We start from the raw sequence: 18,378 nt of genomic DNA on the forward strand, positions 1-18,378 counted from the left end.
ATGTGTGCTTAGGACCTGCTGCTTTAGATTGTTTACCTAAGTTCAGCGTGCCCTACAGGTATGTCTTTTCACGTCGCATATTATATAAACTAACGCGTAAGAGAAGGAGTGAATACAGTTCAAAGTTGGCGAACATGCTTCTCTCATTTATGCTAGCGTACCGTATTGTGCTCTGTGTTACCAAGGATTAGATAAACATTGTTATTCCAGCAAGTTATTTGTAAAAAGCGTGCTTCTGTATTGGGCTTAAGTCATTTTCTTTCAGGCATTTTAGTTTTATTTAGTGTCGGCATTTTTGCTGCTAGCGCAACGGCAAACTCATTAAGCGTTGACGCATCAAATCCGGGTGCCGTAAATACAGCGTTGCCCAAAATTAATACCAAGAAGGTCAGCGCTAAAGAGGCTGGCGATGACGGGGCTAGTGAGGAATTGACTAGCGCGAAAACGATTAGCGGCGAAGCTATCAGTGCAGTAAGGAACATGCTTGGGCAAAAGATCATTTTAGATTTTCGCTATTTCTGTGAAGACGGTACGCCATCATCGCGCTGCCGTACGCCTATGACCGAAATTCCTCCTTCGCTTTTGAGTGTGCTCAGTACACACAATATAGGTGGCGTTATTTTGTTTTCGGAAAACATTCAAAATGCCGAGCAGTTAATTACGCTTAATCACACCATGCAGCGACATATGGTAAGTGCAGGTAGGCAACCGCTATTTATTGCTGTAGACCAAGAAGGAGGAAGAGTAGCGAGATTGCCTTCAGATATGCTTTCGCCGTTTGCAGGTAACATGGCTATCGGTGCTACCTTTCATCAGCGAGGACATGCCTTTGCCCAAAGCGTGGCATCGCATATAGGGCAAACGCTGTTACCTTTAGGGGTTAATACTAATTTTGCGCCGTCGGTGGATGTAAACAGTGAGCCAAAGAACCCCGTTATAAACATACGCAGTTTTTCTGAAAAACCAGAGCAGGTGGCGGCACTCGGACAGGCATTTGTAAGTGCAATGCAAAGTACGGGAGTCTTGGCCGCTATTAAACACTTTCCAGGTCACGGTGATACCCATGTGGACAGCCACAGTGGCTTACCGAAAGTCACCCATACCAAAGCTCAGGCTATGTCGGGGGATATTCTTCCTTTTGCTAATATCATAAACAGTGCAACCCCGCCTGCAATGGTTATGAGCGCACACATTCAATATCCGTCGTTAGATGATACTGAAATTGCAGATAAAAATGGCAAGCTACAAATTGTTCCCGCTACCTTGTCGAAAAAGATCTTAACCGACATGCTTCGCAAGCAGCTAGGGTATAAAGGCCTGGTCGTTACAGATGCTTTAGATATGGCTGGTATTACTCAGTTCTTCTCGCACGAAGAAGCACTCGTTCGCGCATTTAGTGCGGGAGCGGATATTGCGCTCATGCCTTTCACCATAAGAAATAAAACAGATATCAACGCATTCTCAAAGCTTTTAGATAATGTGGCAGTAAGACTTGTAAATAAGTCATCAGATTCATCCTTAGAAAGCGCTTTCTTAGTGTCTTCTCATAACCGCATTCTTAGAGTAAAACAACAGTTTACTTTAAAAAAATTCGTTTCCAAGCCTGTGTCTTGGTGGCTTAATGAAGCAAAAGAAAACACATCGATTGATAACCCTAACAGTCTAAAAAATAAAGGAATTCAAATTGAGAAAGGGCTTTCCAAGGCTTCGGTTTCGGTGCTGTTTGGAAAGGGGAAACTTCCGGTAACATCAACGCGTTGGCTTGCGCTAATGCCTGATGCCGCAAGGTGTTTAGCCTTTGAAAGTGCACTGATACGAGCAAGTTCAAAGAGTACTAATAAGCCCCTAGAATTTGCTTGTTTACCCTTGACGGCATTGCCAAAAAAACAGCTTGCTATGATGCTTTTGAAACAGGCAGAAGTGCTAGTGGTGGGTAATATTAGTCCGCTTCACGCGAACTATGAGTTAGGTGGGCTTGATCTACCTGAACATGTGAAGCAGCGCGCAAGTGAAACTGATGTGATGGCATTTAGCAAAATGATTATGACTGCTGCGAAAACACAGAACAAAACCGTGGTTTTTGCTCCGCTACGTATGCCGTATGATGCAAATGACCTCAAAAATGTGGCAGACATCGCTATTGCGACATTTAGTTATGCAATAAGCATAGACAGTCAAGGTGATAAGGAAGGTAACAAAGTTACCAGCTATAGTCTGAACACACTGGCTGATGTTTTAGTTGGTAATTCAGTTGCTGAAGGTCGTGCACCAGTCTCGTTGGAGTAGCTTTCACTATACCTAAAAGCGCCAGTTTGACCGACAATGTGAAAGGCTAGTTTAAAGGTGCTTCTTTAGACAACCTTAAAGGAAAACATGTGAATACAGAAAACTTATCAGGTACTACGCGAGCATCACTAATGGACTCTGTGTTAAGTGCGTTCGTTACATTTGTTCCTTTACTTGTTGCTATAGCACTTGTTGTAAGTACACTCATTACTCTACATTACCTTTTGCTTGCTAAACAGAGCCACCTTACCAGCGAACAGAAACTGCCTCGTCAAGTTGGCATGTTAGTACTTACTATTATTGGAGCAGTTGTTATAGCTATGACTCTTCCAGTAAGTGAAAGTACGCGAAATCAAGTTATAGCACTTATCGGTGTACTCATTTCTGGTGTCATTGCATTTTCATCTACCACTATGGTGGGTAATTTGATGGCAGGAATAGTACTTCGGGTAAACCGCCCCTTTAGGGTCGGTGACTTCATAAAAGTAGAAGGTTATAGCGGGCGCGTTACTGAAATGGGGTTGCTTGATGTTGAAATTCAAACCGAGAGCAGAGAACTAATTGCTTTCGCCAACACGCTTATGGTGAATTCGCCTGTCTCCGTCACGCGTGCTTCTGGTGCAATTGTTAGCGTGGATATTAGCTTAGGCTATGATATTCACCACAGCGTTATTGAAAAGCATCTACTTGCTGCTGCTGAAAATGCAAAGCTGGCAGAGCCTTTTGTACAGGTCATGGGGCTAGGCGATTTCTCTGTAAGCTATCGTATTTCCGGGTTACTAACCGAAGTAAAGAGCTTGCTGAGCGCTCGCTCAAGGCTGCATAAAGCTGTACTTGATGCCTTGCACAATTCTGATATTGAAATTGTTTCGCCTAGTTTCATGAACCAGCGTCCTCAGGCCGATGGTTTGAAAATGATTGCTAAATCGCCCAGCCAAACCACCAAAGAAGAAGCGTCTCCAGAAGATGTGATTTTTGACAAGGCTGAAGAGGCGGAGCAGAAAGAAAAGAATAAAGAAATGCTGATGCAGACCATTGCCGATATTGATGCAAAAATCGCAGAGGCTGAAAGTGAAAATAGAGATGAGCTAAAGCAACAAAAAGCCACAGCAGAAGCTAGACTTGCAACACTAGTAAAAACTAAAACAGAGGAAGGTTAGTTTTTACTAACTTTTTTAGGCTTATGATATAAGTCCTAAAAGCAGAGTAAGTGTTTACTTTCACCTTTACCCATCCAAAGGTTAATAGCAGTTCCTCTCCATTTTGTCTTTCTACCAGTTCGTTAAATTGGCAAGCCTACATGAGTTATTCTTGACGTCGTTCGGTGTCTTCATAAAGTAGATATGGCTTTCTTTTTTCTCTGAACGCACTCAAACTTTTTTGCCAGCTGTGGCGAATCTCAGCAGATGTTTTCCCGGTTCGGATTTGCTTTCGTAGTGCATCAGTACCCGCTAATTTATCGAAAAATTCTGGGCGGGTGAAAAATGTTTCTGTAGAACTTCCACTGGCGGTGGCAATACGGTTGTCTTCAGAAAAGCGAGAATAGGCATCAATCAAGGTTTCTATTTCTAATCCACTAATTGGTGAACCTTCTCGATTCTGTAACTTAAGGCTTGAGTTTTCCAAGTCCATATATTCAGCGTCGATAAGATCTGCGCGGGTAAAAACGTGTGCATTTAGTACGGTGTTTTCATGTTTAGGGTGGGGCGCTGCACTATTTGCTTTTACCGGTATTTGGTTTTCACCAAATGCAATATTAGGGTGACCAATAAGCTGAAATGGAAAATCAGTGCCACGGCCAATGCTCACATCGGTTCCCTCGAAAAAGCATAGCGTGGGGTATAGCTGGATAGATAAATCGTTTGGTAAGTTAGGGCTAGGTGCCACCGGCAGGGAATAATGCGCAGTGCGTTTATAATCTTCTACCGGCACTACGGTAAGTTTTGCTTGGTTGTAGTTAGTTGCCTCAATATCTAACCAGCGCTCTCCAACGATCATTTGAGCAAGTTCACCTAATGTCATGCCGTGCAAAACGGGAATAGGATGCATGCCAATAAACGATGAAAATGCGGGCTTTAGCACTGGGCCGTCGACATATCGGCCATTAGGGTTTGGTCTATCTAGCACCACAACCTGAATGCCTTGGGCAAAAGCGGCTTCCATTACATAGTGCAACGTACTTAAGTATGTGTAGAAACGTACGCCTACATCCTGAATATCGAAAACAATTACGTCGGTATTTTCCAGCATAGCCGGCGTGGGCTTTTTAGTTGCCCCGTAAAGCGAATGAATGGGTAAACCTGTTTTAGCATCAATATCGCTATTTACCTTTTCACCTGCGCCTTTATCCCCTCTAAATCCGTGCTCGGGTGACATAATGCTTACTAGGTCAATGTTACGTTGCAATAGGGCATCTACCAAATGCTGATAGGGTTGGTTTTCTTTTATCGGTCCTGAATGCCCAGTTATCTGGTTATTTCTAACCAAATCATCTCTAACCAAATCATTTCTAACTAAAGAGCTTTGGTTCACCACCAAACTAACTCGCTTACCTTCTAACAAAGGGAGGTATCTTGAATAGCGTTCAGCACCTACAGCAAGTTGATTGGCGTTTAAGCCTTCATTAGTCAGCCCACGTTGGTTTGCTTTTAAACTGTCACTATCGGTTGTATATACATGTGTAGATAAGCTGTTTTGCGCACATGAGGTCAAGAAGAAAAAACTGACCAACAAGATAAACGCGATGATTAATACGCTCTTTGTATAACGTGTAATAGTTGTGCTCATAGTGGCTAAACCTGAACCCCTTATTGCAATCTCTTATTGCAGAGAAGCACCTTAGCTATTTGCTTTCTTCAACGGCTTTACGTAAGTAGCCATCGTTAGCACTTAGCTGTGCGGCTGCCTGCTCTGCAGTTTGCCCTGTTAATACCATTAAAATGGCAACTTTTGCTTTGTTGTTGCATGCGCTAAGTGCTGCTAAAGCGGCATCTTCACTACAGTCGGTAGCCTGCATAACAATGCGAAGGGCACGAGCTTTTAGTTTTTCATTAGTAGCATTCACATCTACCATCAAATTTTGGTAGGTTTTCCCCAGCTTAATCATAGCGCTGGTGCTAATCATATTAAGTATAAGCTTTTGTGCCGTACCCGACTTCATGCGTGTGCTGCCGGTAAGTGCTTCAGGGCCGACAACGGGGCATATGGCCGTGTCAGCATTCTCAAAAATAGCAGCGTTAGGGCTACAAGCAATAGCGCCGGTAAAGCAGCCAAGTGAATGGGCATATTCCAATGCTCCACTTACATAGGGTGTGCGACCGCTAGCTGATATACCTATAACTGTATCGTTCTGCGTTAGTAATAAACTTTCAAGGTCAGTTCGACCTGCATTAAAATCGTCCTCTGCGCCTTCAACTGCGTGCTGAACGGCCTTCTCTCCGCCGGCTATGACACCCACAACCAATTCATCGGGTACACTAAAGGTAGGGCGACACTCAACTGCGTCAAGAATGCCCAACCTACCGCTAGTACCTGCACCGATATAAATAAGCCTTCCGCCGTTTTTAATGCTAATAGTTGCGGCATCAACCGCTTTTGCTATTTGGGGTATTTGAAGTGCTACCGCGTTTGCGACTTTAGCGTCCTCGTTGTTAAGGCGGGTAAGAATGCCTTGGGTACTTAACGTGTCTATATCCAAGGTATTGGGATTTCTGCCTTCTGAGACAACTTTATTCAGTGATTTAGCTAATTCATTCACGGTGGGAACATTATCTACCGCGTTGTTTTTAATACGAGTGATAGCGTGCGAATCTGAAGTAGAAGGGTTGTGCGAAGACATGAGAAACCTTGAAGCGACGAAATGATTATAATAAGCGAGCGCAAAGCATAACGGTATTTTAAGCCATAAGAAACCTTGCGTTAGACAGTCGGTTTTTCAATATTAATCCTGCGCCCTTGATGCGCTTCTCGTGGTACACTTCGGCTTTATATGTTTCCCCATTAAACATTTAAGGAACGTGTTTTTCAGTGAGCCGACAAACGCAAGCAATTATTCATGCTGACGCCATTTTACATAATTTTAAAGCCTTTGCCGCTTTAGCACCATCTAGCCAATCTATGGCGGTGGTAAAAGCCGATGCCTATGGTCATGGAGCCGTAAATGTGGCGCGTATTCTTCAGCATGTTTCTTCGCGTTTTGCTGTCGCTATTATCGAAGAAGCTATTGCCCTTCGCGATGCGGGAATTACCGCGCCAATTGTTGTTTTAGAAGGGGCTCATCAGGCAAAAGAGTGCCAAATGGCGTTTCAGCATAACTGTATTTTGGTTATGCATTGTGAAGAACAGCTTGCATGGTTAGAAAAATGCCCTGAACAACAACGCCCCCACATTTGGTTGAAAGTAGATAGCGGTATGCATCGCTTAGGCTTTGCGCTTTCCGATATCGAAGAGATTGCTGCTAAATACAACCACTTACTCAGCGAGCAAACAGTGATTGCTACACACTTTGCGTGCGCTGACGATATAAACAATAACTTTACTATCACGCAAATCGAAGCGTTTAATCAAATAGCAAATAAATTGGGCTTACCTACGAGCGTGGCTAACTCTCCGGCTACGGTAAATTGGCCGGCAAGTCGAAATGCGTGGAACCGGTTGGGAGTGGGCGTTTACGGTGGTGCGGTTTCAACCTCGCAAAACATAGATGTTGAAATGTATCCAGCCATGACCCTTCGTTCAAGCGTACTGGCTGTGCGAACTATACCCGCAGGCGAGGGGGTCGGGTACGGGCAAACCTGGGTGGCGAATAAACCCAGCAAAATTGCAACCGTAGGTATTGGTTATGCCGACGGCTATCCAAGGCACTGCAAAAACGGTACGCCAGTCATGGTTAGGGGGAAGCGCGCGTATTTGGCAGGCCGCGTATCTATGGACATGGTCACCATTGATGTGACGCATATCGACAACGTAGCTGTGGGCGATGAAGTAGAGCTTTGGGGAAAGAATGTATCTATTCAGGAAGTTGCAGCCAATGCAGACACTATCGACTACGAATTAATGACGCGAGTTTCTCAGCGAGTACCGCGCATTGTGAAATACCTTTAGTTTTCAACACTGTGCCAGTTTGAGCAATCTTTATATAAGTTTTAATAAAGCACTATTCATTAAAAGAATGAGACTTTTACCCCTAATTTGGGCTTTACTGTTGTGGCTTAGTTATGGGATTGCGGCGAATATTTCGCCTCCAACTGTTCTGAGCATCAACTCATAAGTGAGGTTTGTATGCGTACTTCGTTTTCTCGTCCGAGAGTGAATCGTGGAGTAGTTAGTCGACCGTCAAGACCTGTTCAAAAGAAACAATAGGTTTGTTGTAGGCGTCAAGGAATACAAATAAAAGATACATTAAAGCCGGTTAGGTTTGCCTAACCGGGCTTTCTATTAACTACTTATATGAACGGTTAAGTACTTTCAGCTTGCCGGTATCTGTTTACACGCTTAAGCCTTTAAACGTAAAACCTTAGGCGCTGACTACCAACTTAGCCGTTTTGGGCGCGAAGCTCGCTGTCTATGCTGCTGTGCTCATTGCTATCCACACGCTTCGCGTCAGCCTTTTTTGATTCTATTTTAGCCTTGTCTGAACTGTCTTCTCCGGGTGCCGGGAAGTAACGCTCTGGTCTATGGTTAAGCGAAATTACCATATTTAAACAAAACGCCGCGAGAATCGAGATAAGCACTAATGGCCAGGAAATAAAAAACAGCGCGCTAAGCAATATGCAGCTATCAACAGTTAACTGGAAAGTCCCAGCTCTGATATTAAAGCGTTGCTGTAAGTAGAAGGCCATAATACCAACGCCGCCTAGGCTAGAGCTGTGACGGAACATCATCAGCATGCCTACACCAATTAAAATTCCGCCAAATACCGCTGCGAAAAACGGGTTAACGTGGCTGATATCTACAAATGCCGGAATTTGCTCGGTTAATACCGAAACAGTGGTTACAGAGATAAACGTATTGATGGTGAAACGTTTACTAATTTGCGTCCACGCTAGGGTATAGAAAGGTAGGTTAATCAAAAAGAATAACAAGCCGAAGTCCATGTCGAAAGCATAGGTACCTAATAGCGCAAGACCTGCTGCGCCACCTACCATTAGATCTTGCGACTGGAACAAATATACGCCAAAAGCAACAAACAAGCCGGCGCTTATCAGGGCGAAAACATCCTCGATGACACTGTGTTTTGTTTTTTGCATAAAAAAGAGTTTGCGTTAAGAAGACACAGCGTAATTATACGTTTACAGCACATTCGGTGACAGCAAGATGAAAAGTTAACTCAGCATGATAAAAGTAAGAAGGTAAGTTTGCCTTTACGACTTTTAGCGCTTCGGTGAATAAGGTGTTGCGGCGATGTAAACGTTGCACCAAGGTGGTTCAGCTTTATGGCCACAAGAGCTTAATGCGTTCCTAATATTTGAAGGTTGAATGATTATTCTACAATAGAGAACACCACAATATCTTGCTTATTAAATTCTACACTGCACTTCATGATACCTAAGTGCAGTGGACTATATGCTTCAATCTTGCTGCCATTTGCTACAAACTCAGTATCCCACAACAATAAGTCTGCGGTGCCAAGCTGGCGTTCAACGCTTTTTTTCGACACCCCTGGCGTAAAGTTGTCGCAAAGAATAATGACCTCACGTCTTGCTTCAATCCAGTAAAAGGTAGTGGTGATCAACAGTGCTATCGCCGCTATTGCAACAACATCTGCAATAATTGAGCGTTTCATGGCCTGCACGTTTTACTTCTCCTCTACGTCTTTACTGTGGGTGATTAAAGCTTGTGATACAGAATGCGCTATAAGCAAGGTGCACTTGTATAAAGTGCTATTCAGTGGTTTGGATCAAATCCCACTTATTGCCGAACTTATCTTTAAAGATGGCTACCGTACCATAAACTTCTTCACGGGGAGTTTCTAAAAAAACCACACCTTTACTTTGCATTTCGTTAAAGTCGCGCCAAAAGTCATCGGTATTTAAAATTAAAAATACTTTGTCTGCGGCTTGGTTACCAATAAGCGCTAATTCAACGTCGTTTTTAGCTTGCGCTAGCAGTAAGCTGGCTGAACTGTCTGGCGGCGTTACTAACACAAAGCGCGAGTCTTCTCCGGTTGCTTTATCTTCAGTTAAGGTGAAATTTAAAATCGTTGTGAAGTACTCAATTGCGTTGTCGTAGTCGTCTACAAAGAAGGTAATCGCCGAAAGGTGTTGTGTCATAAATGTGGTTCAGTTCAAAATGGTTAAGTGAACTTGGCATACTACCTAAAAGCTCACCGAGCTGAAATGCGGGTTATCAGTTATTGCATGAAGTTGAGCGATTTCATTAAGGGCAATGTTTTCTACATTGCCGTTAATGCGCATTTGTATACATTCTGTTGGCGCGTCATTGCGTTTATCTATAACTGTATTTAATGCCTTACCGTTTTTTAGTTCCCCACTTTTTAATACGGCGCTTACCTCAAGTTTATACATGCAGGCTATTTCTATGTAGTCATAAAGCTGACAGGCTATATTCACAGACTTTCCTATAATTGCTTTTAAAGTGTTGCTCAAATTTTAGATAAACCCTGACGTTCACGGCAAAAAACTCTTTATTTACCGTACGTTCATTCCACTTCACTTTAAACATTCAGCTGCCAATGTTTAAATGCCGCTGCCTATCGGGGCGGCGAAGTTTCTCAACTCAATTCACAGAAGTCTGACCTTAACAAATGATCTTTTTTTAAGGTTTGCTCAGTATTGTAAGTACTAAGGATTTATTTTGGTGCACGAAATTCCTAAGCGCTTAAACGCCCCTTTACTCGTTAGAGGCAATTTTTAGCAAAGGGTTCCCGCCGAAAATTCAATACAGGAACAGTAATGAACAAGCTACTATCCGCATTTTCTTTAGTTTCAATTGCTACATGCGCTTCGAGCGGCGTAAAAGCCGACGAACTCCCCTTTAATTTAAGCGGTCACGTAAGGGTTAATTACGGACATCAAGATTGGCAAATTCCCGAGTTTAGAGATGGTTTTGAGTTCGAATCATTCAAGCTTGGCGTATCCGGCGAGTCGGACCAGTTTAGCTATAAAGCAGAGTACCGCTGGTACGAGAACACTGATTTTGATACCGTTCGCTTCGCTGATCTTACTTATCATTTTGACGATAAAACCGAAATTACCGCAGGTATAACGCAAACCCCGTTTGGTCTACAGCCCTTTGCCAGCAACAACTTTTGGTTTTCAGTTAACTACTATCTTGGCTTCGAAGATGACTACGATGCTGGTGTCAAAATTAATCACGATTGGGGCAAATGGGATTTTCAAGCCGCTTACTTTATGAACGATGAGTACAATGACGCAGCTGAGTTTGGTCGTTACTCATTTGATGTAGCAGATGACGGGGAATACCGAAATAAAGAAGACGGGCAGTACAATCTACGTGCTAACTACTCAGCGAATTTTATTCGCGGTGCGACTACCGATATCGGCGTGTCGTATCAGTACGGTAACATTTTAAACTTAGATACATTAGACGATGGTGATATGAATGCTTATGCCGTTCATATGCGTCATACCCAAGGTGACGTAAAAGTTGAGCTACAGTATATCGACTATGAATACGATTTGGCTGCACCTGAAGGGCAAGCTGACGACCGTATAGCGCTATCGTCTTTTACCTTTCCATTTCTGGCGGCTGCTGACGGCAAAACTTATTCAGCGAACCTTGTATACTCGGTGCCCTATAAGTTTACGCATATAGAGTCACTTACCTGCTATTCAGAATACAGTGTTGCCAAAGGCGAAGGGAATGAAGGGAAAAACTCTTCTCAGTGGATAAATGGCTGTAGCTTTGGCTGGGATAAATTGTTTGTATATGTAGATAGTATCCAAGGCAAAAATATGTGGTTTTCAGGCGGCCCTGGCGTAGGGCTAGACTTAGGCGGTAGACAAGAAACTACCCACCGGTTGAACATAAACCTTGGTATTTACTTCTAATTAATAACAGGACTTTGACATGCGATTACTACTTATAGCGACATTGATACTAGCGCTAATTCCAATGCAAAGTTTTGCCCATTCATGGATGAAACTGCGCATAGCAACCACAGAATATGCGCCTTACACGTCAACCGACATGCAGCACGAAGGTTACATAAACCATATTATCGCCGATGCGTTCAAAGAGACGGGCGTTGTAGTGGAGTTTGTATCTTTACCGTGGGAAGAAGCCTTAGAAGCAACCTTAAAAGGTGAATACGATGCGGTTTCTTACGGCAACTTTGTACGTTCTCGAGAAAGCGAGTTTTTTCACAGTAACCCAATAAGTGCAGAGAGCCTGGTGTTTTATGTTAACGCCGAAAAAGGCCCCGATAGTTGGCGTGACCTTAGCGATATGCAAGGTCTAAAAATGGGGATCACAGAAGGGTATTTATATAACGATGAGCTTGCTGCTTTCATTAAAGGTAACGAAAGCGTAGAGGAGCGCAAGACTGATAAAGCGAACCTAGAAGCGCTAATAAACGGTGATATCGATGTTTTCCCCATTGATGAACTTACCGGTTGGTATTTGCTACAGCGAGACTTCAATAGTGGCGACCGTCGTGATGTTATGCCTATTAAACCTTTTATCTCTACGGTAACCACGCATTTGTTAGTGCCTAAAGGGCAAGGCGATAGCCAGCTTATTTTGTCCTTATTCAATAAAGGACTAGAAGAGCTAACGTTGGAAGGTAAACTAACTCGCTTCAAGCGACTGCTAAAAGAAGGTTATTATCAGCACCCGCAAAAGAAGGTAAATTTCGACCGACGCTAACACACAACCGTGTTCTAAACGCGTGCTGATCCACGACTTTTCAAATTGAAAAAAGGTTGCGAACCAAACGCGGCTCGCAACCTTTTTTCATGCTGCTTTCTCATCACTTAGTGTCTTTTCTGCTGATTACTAAACTGATATGGTTAACGACTATTTTCTAATGCCCATTTAGAGGTTGCCTTGTCGTACTCAGCTGAAACATCCTTCCTTGCCCGCGTTATCGCCTTACTAAAATTACTCGGTCCTGGGGTGCTTATGGCAACGGCGGCGGTAGGTGGAAGCCATTTGGTGGCCTCAACTCAGGCGGGCGCAAAATTCGGATGGCAGTTAGCGCTTCTCATATTGGTGGTAAACCTACTCAAATACCCGTTTTTCAGGGCAGGCGTAAGTTACACCATCAGCACGAAGCAAACCCTACAGCAAGGTTATCTAGGAATGGGTAAGCAGTATTTAGCCATTGCCTTGTGCCTAAATACTATCGCATCGGTGGTCAATGCTGCGGCACTGTTACTGTTTGCAGCAAGTTTACTGTCGTATTTTATTCCATTTGATATAGCTATAGCGGTGTCTGCCTCAGTAGTTTTAGCGCTTATATTACTTATTTTACTCGCAGGGCATTTTGAAGGGCTCGACAACATTGCCAAAGGCATAATGGGTGTGCTTGTGGTGGCAACCATCGCAGTGTTTATCGTTGCACTTAGTAATTATACTGCGCCAATGGTGCCTGCCGAAGAGCAGCCTTCGCCGTGGACGCTCGCCACGCTCGGTTTCTTAGTGGTAACGATGGGTTGGATGCCTGCACCTATTGAAATATCCTCTATTACTTCTCTTTGGTTAAAGCGTCAGTGCAAAGGTCAAGCGGTGACGCCGAAGTCGGCCCTTTTTGATTTCAACTTGGGCTATGCGTTAACGGTATTGCTTGCCCTGTTATTTTTAGGGCTGGGAGCATTAATTCTGTATGGCAGCGGCACAGAGCTCAGCACTAGTGGTATTGGCTTCTCTCATCAGCTTATAAGCATGTACTCGTCAACCATCGGAGAGTGGGCGCATCTGCTTATTGCGATAGTGGCGTTTCTATGTATTTTCGGCTCGGCGCTAACGGTATATGACGGCTACGCGCGAGTGGTTGCCGAAGCAATTGCGCTATTGTTTAACAAGGATAAAGCCGCCCGAAATACACTTGTGACACCAGTATTGCTTTTCATGGCAATATTCAGCTTTATCATTGTACTCTTTTTCAAGTCTGCTCTATTGGCCATGCTAGGCTTTGCGATGACGTTAGCTTTTGTAACCACGCCTATGTTTGCTTGGCTTAATCATAAGCTGGTGGCACAAACTAAGCTGCACCCTGATGCCGCGCCTAATAAGGTAGTAAAGTTACTTAGTTTGCTAGGCCTAATTTACCTGTTTGGGTTTCTTTTGGTATTTGTTTGGTGGAAGTGGTTTAGCTAACGGCTTACCCCAGAACATAGCCTCACTCGCCCCCACCTTTGACAGCCGGTTACTGCTATTGCTAGCCGGCCCACTTCCGCAATTTAATACGAATCTTTTGAAAGCGCCTAAAGGCATGAGAGCCCTCGGTTAGTGCTTTATTTCTTCAAGCAGTAGTAAATTAGTTTAATTACTTATACCAATCCGCATAGATAATTGCCCACTCAGAAGGCGCTGGCAAGCTTTCTAGCGAAGCGTGGGAATGCAGGAATGGCTGTTCCCTTTCAAATTCCCAGAATGAAGCTAGGAAGCTTGCCAGACCTTCCCGAAGGGCGAGTTTAAAATGTCCGTACTCTTTGTTGTGTCACCTTGATGTAGAGCCACTATACCTTCGGTAACACGCCGCGATTACGAACATTTTAAATCTCGCTGAGTGGGTAATTATCTATGCGGATTGGTATTATATCCAAGTATTCATTTAAGACTCATCTATACTAAAAGCGACGCTGCTAAAGGAGTGGGCTATTCGGTGCGTAAAGTAAAATTATTTCCAACACTACATTCAGGTAAATACATAAGCTTTGTATTGCTTTGCTTCGTGTGTATGACAATGTGGGGATGCACAAAAGATGAGCCGAAATCCATACAATGGAACAATGCCTATGATATTGAAAGGGAGCTTCACCTTCTAGGGCAGCAGGATGACCCGAGAGAAATTTATAAGCGTTTGCAGGGCATTAAACAGCAAGCATCGCTTCAGCTATCCCAGCTTCGCAAGACAGGGCAGCACGACCCACTATTTACCGAATGGCTAGAGTCATTAAGAATAAGTTTGTCGCTAGCGCCACTGTATAGCAACACAATCGAAACCTGTGACGTGTGGCAAAATGCAATGGAAGAAGCATGGGGCATTCAAACTATTGAGTTTAACGAACGAGCTAAACTCGTGTGGCGGGTAATGGTCGCTACCTGCAACGCACGAGTTCGCTCTTTGTAAACCGCTAGGTTTTACTGAGTGTAAACAGGGCGAGCAGCAGTTAGCGTAGCAACCTTATCTTTAACTTGCTGAATAAGATTATTGTCGTTAGGTTCTGATAACACATCGCAAATCCAGTTAGCTAACTGGGCACAATCGTCTTCGCTAAAATTACGAGAAGTCACCGCTGGCGTACCTATCCGAATGCCACTTGTAACAAAAGGCGACTGTGGGTCGTTAGGCACAGTATTCTTATTAACAGTAATATTCACACTATTTAAGATAGCGTCTGCCTCTTTACCCGTCATTCCCTTACTAACCAGACTTAGTAAAAACATGTGGTTGTCAGTTCCGTTAGATACCACATCAAATCCACGCTTCATAAAAACGTCTGCCATAGCGCGTGCATTGGTAACCACTTGCTTTTGATACGCTTTAAATTCGGCTGTCATGGCTTCTTTAAACGCAACAGCTTTAGCCGCGATAACGTGCATCAGTGGGCCGCCTTGAATCCCCGGGAAAATAAGTGAGTTAAACTTCTTTTCAAGTTCAGGGTTTGACTTACACATAATGAGCCCGCCGCGAGGGCCACGTAGTGTTTTGTGGGTAGTGGTAGTAACCACGTGCGCGGCGTTAACTGGAGAGGGATAGACACCCGCAGCCACAAGACCTGCAACGTGTGCCATATCTACCAGCAAATACGCGCCTACACTATCAGCGATGTCTCTAAACTTTTGCCAATCGACAGCGCGAGAATAAGCTGAAAACCCTGCCACGATCATCTTTGGATTATGCTCTTTAGCTAAGGCTTGTACTTGGTCGTAGTCAATCTCACCGGTTTCGGTGTTTAGCCCATATTGAATAGCGTTGTATAGCTTGCCTGAAAAATTAGGTTTTGCGCCATGGGTTAGGTGACCGCCATGATCAAGACTTAACCCGAGTATGGTATCACCAGGGCTTAGTAGTGCCATGTAAACCGCAGTATTCGCTTGCGAACCAGAATGGGGCTGAACATTAACATAATCAGCTTCAAACAGGGCTTTGGCTCTGTCGATAGCAAGCTGTTCAACTTTATCCACGGCTTCACAGCCGCCGTAGTAGCGCTTACCCGGATAGCCTTCCGCATACTTATTCGTTAGCTGACTACCCTGCGCCTGCATAACGGCTTTGCTTGTGTAGTTCTCTGAAGCAATTAGTTCAATGTGATGTTTTTGGCGCTCGTCTTCTTGCGCAATAAATTCGGCGATATCTGGGTCTTGCTGGTTAAGGTTTTGGTTTAGCGTATTCATACTGCCTCCTAATTTTCATTGTTGTGTATTCGATACTAGAAGTGCAAAATGAATAAATAAAATTAATAAAAAATATGGCATTATAATTTTATTAAATGCCTGTAGCTGTACTTTTGGCACAGCACAGCACAGCACGTTTGTGTTCGTCTGTAATAGAGCGGCTAACAGAGTGAGCCTTTAAAGTCCACTAGTGAAAGGTCAGTGTATAGTTGACGCTATAAAGAAGGTGTAAAGCAAAGTAATGAAGAACTTGTCCATAGATTTCCTACGCTCGTTCGTGCTTATTGCACAGACGGGAAGCTATACACAGTGCGCCGAGCAGCTGCAACGTACTCAACCTGCTATTAGCCTACAAATAAAAAAGCTAGAAGAAATGATTGGGGAGAAGTTATTTTCTCGCGACAAAAATCGTTTAGCGCTTACTGGCGCTGGTAGTCGCTTGTTGTCATATGGTGAGAAAATAGTAGCCCTTAATGACCAAGCTATGGCTGAGTTCGGTAAGCCTCAGGTGACTGGAAATATTAAGTTAGGCATTCCCAGTGAATTTAGCACCACGCTTATGCCTAAAATTATTCGACGGTTCACACAAACTTACCCGGAAATATCGCTGGAAGTGCATTGTGCGCTAAGCAAAGATTTGTTGAGCGAACCGCTGAAAAGCCAGTTCGACTTAATTTTGTCATTACAGGAAACACCAGATCCACAGCAGGATGGCTTCATCATCTCAGATCAACTGGTATGGGTAGGCAGTCAGCGCTTTGTTAACAGTGTGCCTGCTAAGCTCCCTATTATTGCAGCCCCCTCACCGTGTATTTATCGCAAACGCGCCACTAACCTTTTATCCGCAATCAAAAAGCCGTGGCAGGTGGTATACACCATTGCAGATTTAAACGGTATTCAAACTGCTATTAATGAAGGGCTAGGTATTACAGTACTGGCAAAAAGCTCAGTACCGTCAGGATTACACATTTTATCTAATTCAGAAAACTTGCCCGAACTTGGACATGTAGGCGTTTGCTTAGTTAACCCTCAGAAAGTGTCATCTAAAGCGATTAGCCTGCTCACTGAAACCATTACTAATGAGGTCGCTAACTTCTAAAGTGTTATTTAGCTAGTGCGCCCTATGCGCTAAATGATAAGCGCGCTAAAAGATAAGCGCGCTAAGAGGTGAGGGGTTTTAAAAAAGTGCTGACTATGCCTTTTTAACAAACTGCGCGGTAAGCATCATCTCACCTGCACCATCTACTTTACAATCTAGCTGGTGGTCTTTGGCATCTTTCACATGACGGATAACCGCTTTGGTACCAATTTTAAGTACCAGCGAACTGCCTTTTACTTTCAAATCTTTTGCTAACGTTATCTTGTCACCGGCAACTAACGGCGTACCGTTATAATCTTTTGCAGAGACTTCTTCTTCAACATCGTTCGGGTTCCACTCGTGTCCACATTCGGGGCAAATAAGTAGAGACTGGTCTTCGTATACATATTCTGATTGGCAATGCGGGCAAGGAGGTAACGACATGTGGAATTCTCTTAAAATACTAAATTAAAGCGCTCGGGTCATAAAGTGGCTGTTGGGATCGATTGAATAACTGCCAAATGGACCGCAATCAACAAAACCAAACTTTTTGTATAGGGTTCTGGCCGCTAAAAAGTAGTCTTGCGTTCCTGTTTCTAAACTTACCGAACTAAATCCTTTCATTTTCGCATGTTCTAGGGCAAAAAGTAATAACTGAGACGCCACACCACATCCTCTGAAGGGCTGTGCCGTTCGCATAGATTTTAGCTCTGCGCTATGTGTATCAAGGGTTTTAATGGCGACACAACCAGCAAGCTGTTGCTGCTTCCAACCACTAAAAAAAGTAATGTTGGGTGCCTTTAGTGCATTAACGTCTAATGCGTGCACGCTCTCAGGTGGCGACGTTGCATACATATCTGACAAATGCTCTTCTAAAAGCGCTAGCACTTCTCCTCCGGTGAGATCGTCAATAATAATCTTCATGTGCTTTGGCCTTTAGGTATATTCTGAGTAGACGGCGGTACAAGCCTGTTTGTTAAGTGCTTAAGGGTTTAGTCATGTTAAAAAAGCGGTCGTCTTCACTTTTAGCGACAAATCCCACTTTTTTATAAAGCGAAACTGCAGGGCTAACTTTGAATACTCGTAGTTCAAGCGAGTTAGTATTGGCCCCTAACGCAAGTCTTTCGGCTTCTTCAATGGCAGCACGACCTATGCCTTTGTTTTGTGCACTCGGTATAACTTGGAGATCGCGCAATATACAGGTGTTATCTTCAAACTGTAGGCGCATAACACCCACTGTTTGGTTGTCTAATTGAATGTCGTAGTTGACTAGTGCAGCCGTAACCTCTAACACTTTTTCAGTATTCCACTCGGGAGCGAATTTTGCGTAATATTCTTGCATGTTCGCAAAGGTAAATTCGGCTGCTCGCTGAAGGTTTGTAGTTCGAAAGAAAGTAATTTTCATAGTTATAACTACACCTCAAATTTCTCTTTTACTACAAACTCAAACATAACGATAAACATCGGTA

18 protein-coding genes are annotated in these 18,378 nt (G+C 43.7%); 8 read left to right on the forward strand and 10 right to left on the reverse strand.

The window, feature by feature from the left end; genetic code table 11:
- Positions 1 to 198 precede the first annotated feature (198 nt).
- Together ACXAGK_RS00795 and ACXAGK_RS00800 are read left to right on the forward strand one after the other, a co-directional pair.
- Complete coding sequence (locus ACXAGK_RS00795) at positions 199 to 2,286, forward strand: glycoside hydrolase family 3 N-terminal domain-containing protein (protein WP_474853454.1); 2,088 nt, start codon at positions 199 to 201, stop codon at positions 2,284 to 2,286.
- Between the two features lie 89 nt (positions 2,287 to 2,375).
- Positions 2,376 to 3,446 (forward strand): mechanosensitive ion channel family protein, encoded by a 1,071-nt coding sequence (locus tag ACXAGK_RS00800; RefSeq protein WP_474808958.1) that lies wholly within the window; start codon positions 2,376 to 2,378, stop codon positions 3,444 to 3,446.
- 145 nt (positions 3,447 to 3,591) lie between these two features.
- On the opposite strand, the gene ACXAGK_RS00805 is transcribed toward ACXAGK_RS00800, so the two are convergent.
- Positions 3,592 to 5,073 carry an exo-beta-N-acetylmuramidase NamZ family protein gene (locus tag ACXAGK_RS00805; protein WP_474853456.1) on the reverse strand — a complete coding sequence of 494 codons (1,482 nt, stop codon included), beginning with the start codon at positions 5,071 to 5,073 and terminating at the stop codon, positions 3,592 to 3,594.
- A 55-nt stretch (positions 5,074 to 5,128) separates the two neighbouring features.
- Positions 5,129 to 6,124 carry an N-acetylmuramic acid 6-phosphate etherase gene (murQ, locus tag ACXAGK_RS00810; RefSeq protein WP_474853458.1) on the reverse strand — a complete coding sequence of 332 codons (996 nt, stop codon included), beginning with the start codon at positions 6,122 to 6,124 and terminating at the stop codon, positions 5,129 to 5,131.
- Between the two features lie 188 nt (positions 6,125 to 6,312).
- On the opposite strand from murQ, the gene alr reads away from it, so the two are divergent.
- Positions 6,313 to 7,389, forward strand: coding sequence for an alanine racemase (alr, locus tag ACXAGK_RS00815; RefSeq protein WP_474853460.1), 1,077 nt, complete (start codon positions 6,313 to 6,315; stop codon positions 7,387 to 7,389).
- A 431-nt stretch (positions 7,390 to 7,820) separates the two neighbouring features.
- Here the strand turns inward: alr and ACXAGK_RS00820 are convergent, their stop codons facing one another.
- The 4 genes from ACXAGK_RS00820 to ACXAGK_RS00835 all read right to left on the reverse strand — a co-directional run bounded on the left by ACXAGK_RS00820 (position 7,821) and on the right by ACXAGK_RS00835 (position 9,857).
- Positions 7,821 to 8,534, reverse strand: a complete 714-nt coding sequence (locus ACXAGK_RS00820; protein ID WP_474853462.1) for a YitT family protein — start codon at positions 8,532 to 8,534, stop codon at positions 7,821 to 7,823.
- Positions 8,535 to 8,767: 233 nt separating this feature from the next.
- The gene (locus ACXAGK_RS00825) at positions 8,768 to 9,079 is read right to left on the reverse strand and encodes a hypothetical protein (protein WP_118490392.1); all 312 of its coding nucleotides are present in this window, start codon (positions 9,077 to 9,079) and stop codon (positions 8,768 to 8,770) included.
- Between the two features lie 88 nt (positions 9,080 to 9,167).
- Positions 9,168 to 9,557: a VOC family protein gene (locus ACXAGK_RS00830; RefSeq protein WP_474853464.1), complete on the reverse strand. Its 390-nt coding sequence runs from the start codon at positions 9,555 to 9,557 to the stop codon at positions 9,168 to 9,170.
- Positions 9,558 to 9,602: 45 nt separating this feature from the next.
- A complete protein-coding gene (locus ACXAGK_RS00835; RefSeq protein WP_239636104.1) occupies positions 9,603 to 9,857 on the reverse strand; it encodes a Rho-binding antiterminator in 255 nt (84 codons plus the stop codon).
- A 342-nt stretch (positions 9,858 to 10,199) separates the two neighbouring features.
- On the opposite strand from ACXAGK_RS00835, the gene ACXAGK_RS00840 reads away from it, so the two are divergent.
- From ACXAGK_RS00840 to ACXAGK_RS00855, 4 genes are all read left to right on the forward strand, one after another.
- Complete coding sequence (locus ACXAGK_RS00840; RefSeq protein ID WP_474808947.1) at positions 10,200 to 11,318, forward strand: hypothetical protein; 1,119 nt, start codon at positions 10,200 to 10,202, stop codon at positions 11,316 to 11,318.
- A gap of 19 nt (positions 11,319 to 11,337) precedes the next feature.
- Positions 11,338 to 12,135, forward strand: a complete 798-nt coding sequence (locus tag ACXAGK_RS00845) for a substrate-binding periplasmic protein (protein ID WP_474808945.1) — start codon at positions 11,338 to 11,340, stop codon at positions 12,133 to 12,135.
- 180 nt (positions 12,136 to 12,315) lie between these two features.
- Complete coding sequence (locus tag ACXAGK_RS00850; protein WP_474853466.1) at positions 12,316 to 13,587, forward strand: NRAMP family divalent metal transporter; 1,272 nt, start codon at positions 12,316 to 12,318, stop codon at positions 13,585 to 13,587.
- 508 nt (positions 13,588 to 14,095) lie between these two features.
- On the forward strand, positions 14,096 to 14,563 hold the full coding sequence (locus ACXAGK_RS00855) for a hypothetical protein (RefSeq protein ID WP_474853468.1): 468 nt from the start codon (positions 14,096 to 14,098) through the stop codon (positions 14,561 to 14,563).
- Positions 14,564 to 14,574: 11 nt separating this feature from the next.
- On the opposite strand, the gene glyA is transcribed toward ACXAGK_RS00855, so the two are convergent.
- Positions 14,575 to 15,831: a serine hydroxymethyltransferase gene (gene glyA / locus ACXAGK_RS00860; protein WP_474853470.1), complete on the reverse strand. Its 1,257-nt coding sequence runs from the start codon at positions 15,829 to 15,831 to the stop codon at positions 14,575 to 14,577.
- Positions 15,832 to 16,072: 241 nt separating this feature from the next.
- Between glyA and ACXAGK_RS00865 the strand changes: the two genes are divergently transcribed.
- Complete coding sequence (locus ACXAGK_RS00865; RefSeq protein WP_474808937.1) at positions 16,073 to 16,930, forward strand: LysR family transcriptional regulator; 858 nt, start codon at positions 16,073 to 16,075, stop codon at positions 16,928 to 16,930.
- Positions 16,931 to 17,023: 93 nt separating this feature from the next.
- On the opposite strand, the gene ACXAGK_RS00870 is transcribed toward ACXAGK_RS00865, so the two are convergent.
- From ACXAGK_RS00870 to ACXAGK_RS00880, 3 genes are read right to left on the reverse strand one after another with little or no spacing between them, the layout of a single operon-like run.
- Entirely contained in the window at positions 17,024 to 17,353 is a 330-nt protein-coding gene (locus ACXAGK_RS00870) for a zinc ribbon domain-containing protein YjdM (RefSeq protein ID WP_474808935.1), read from the reverse strand.
- A 24-nt stretch (positions 17,354 to 17,377) separates the two neighbouring features.
- Positions 17,378 to 17,833: a GNAT family N-acetyltransferase gene (locus ACXAGK_RS00875; protein WP_474853472.1), complete on the reverse strand. Its 456-nt coding sequence runs from the start codon at positions 17,831 to 17,833 to the stop codon at positions 17,378 to 17,380.
- A gap of 52 nt (positions 17,834 to 17,885) precedes the next feature.
- Positions 17,886 to 18,314 carry a GNAT family N-acetyltransferase gene (locus tag ACXAGK_RS00880; RefSeq protein WP_474853474.1) on the reverse strand — a complete coding sequence of 143 codons (429 nt, stop codon included), beginning with the start codon at positions 18,312 to 18,314 and terminating at the stop codon, positions 17,886 to 17,888.
- Between the last annotated feature and the right edge of the window lie 64 nt (positions 18,315 to 18,378).

Source organism: Alteromonas sp. ABM1_013, from assembly GCF_056160505.1.

Bases quoted from the DNA above. Each gene is read 5' to 3' on its own strand.
- ACXAGK_RS00805 (WP_474853456.1), bottom strand. From the start codon at position 5,073: ATGAGCACAACTATTACACGTTATACAAAGAGCGTATTAATCATCGCG.
- murQ (WP_474853458.1), bottom strand. From the start codon at position 6,124: ATGTCTTCGCACAACCCTTCTACTTCAGATTCGCACGCTATCACTCGT.
- ACXAGK_RS00820 (WP_474853462.1), bottom strand. From the start codon at position 8,534: ATGCAAAAAACAAAACACAGTGTCATCGAGGATGTTTTCGCCCTGATA.
- ACXAGK_RS00830 (WP_474853464.1), bottom strand. From the start codon at position 9,557: ATGACACAACACCTTTCGGCGATTACCTTCTTTGTAGACGACTACGAC.
- ACXAGK_RS00840 (WP_474808947.1), top strand. From the start codon at position 10,200: ATGAACAAGCTACTATCCGCATTTTCTTTAGTTTCAATTGCTACATGC.
- ACXAGK_RS00845 (WP_474808945.1), top strand. From the start codon at position 11,338: ATGCGATTACTACTTATAGCGACATTGATACTAGCGCTAATTCCAATG.
- glyA (WP_474853470.1), bottom strand. From the start codon at position 15,831: ATGAATACGCTAAACCAAAACCTTAACCAGCAAGACCCAGATATCGCC.
- ACXAGK_RS00865 (WP_474808937.1), top strand. From the start codon at position 16,073: ATGAAGAACTTGTCCATAGATTTCCTACGCTCGTTCGTGCTTATTGCA.
- ACXAGK_RS00870 (WP_474808935.1), bottom strand. From the start codon at position 17,353: ATGTCGTTACCTCCTTGCCCGCATTGCCAATCAGAATATGTATACGAA.
- ACXAGK_RS00875 (WP_474853472.1), bottom strand. From the start codon at position 17,833: ATGAAGATTATTATTGACGATCTCACCGGAGGAGAAGTGCTAGCGCTT.
- ACXAGK_RS00880 (WP_474853474.1), bottom strand. From the start codon at position 18,314: ATGAAAATTACTTTCTTTCGAACTACAAACCTTCAGCGAGCAGCCGAA.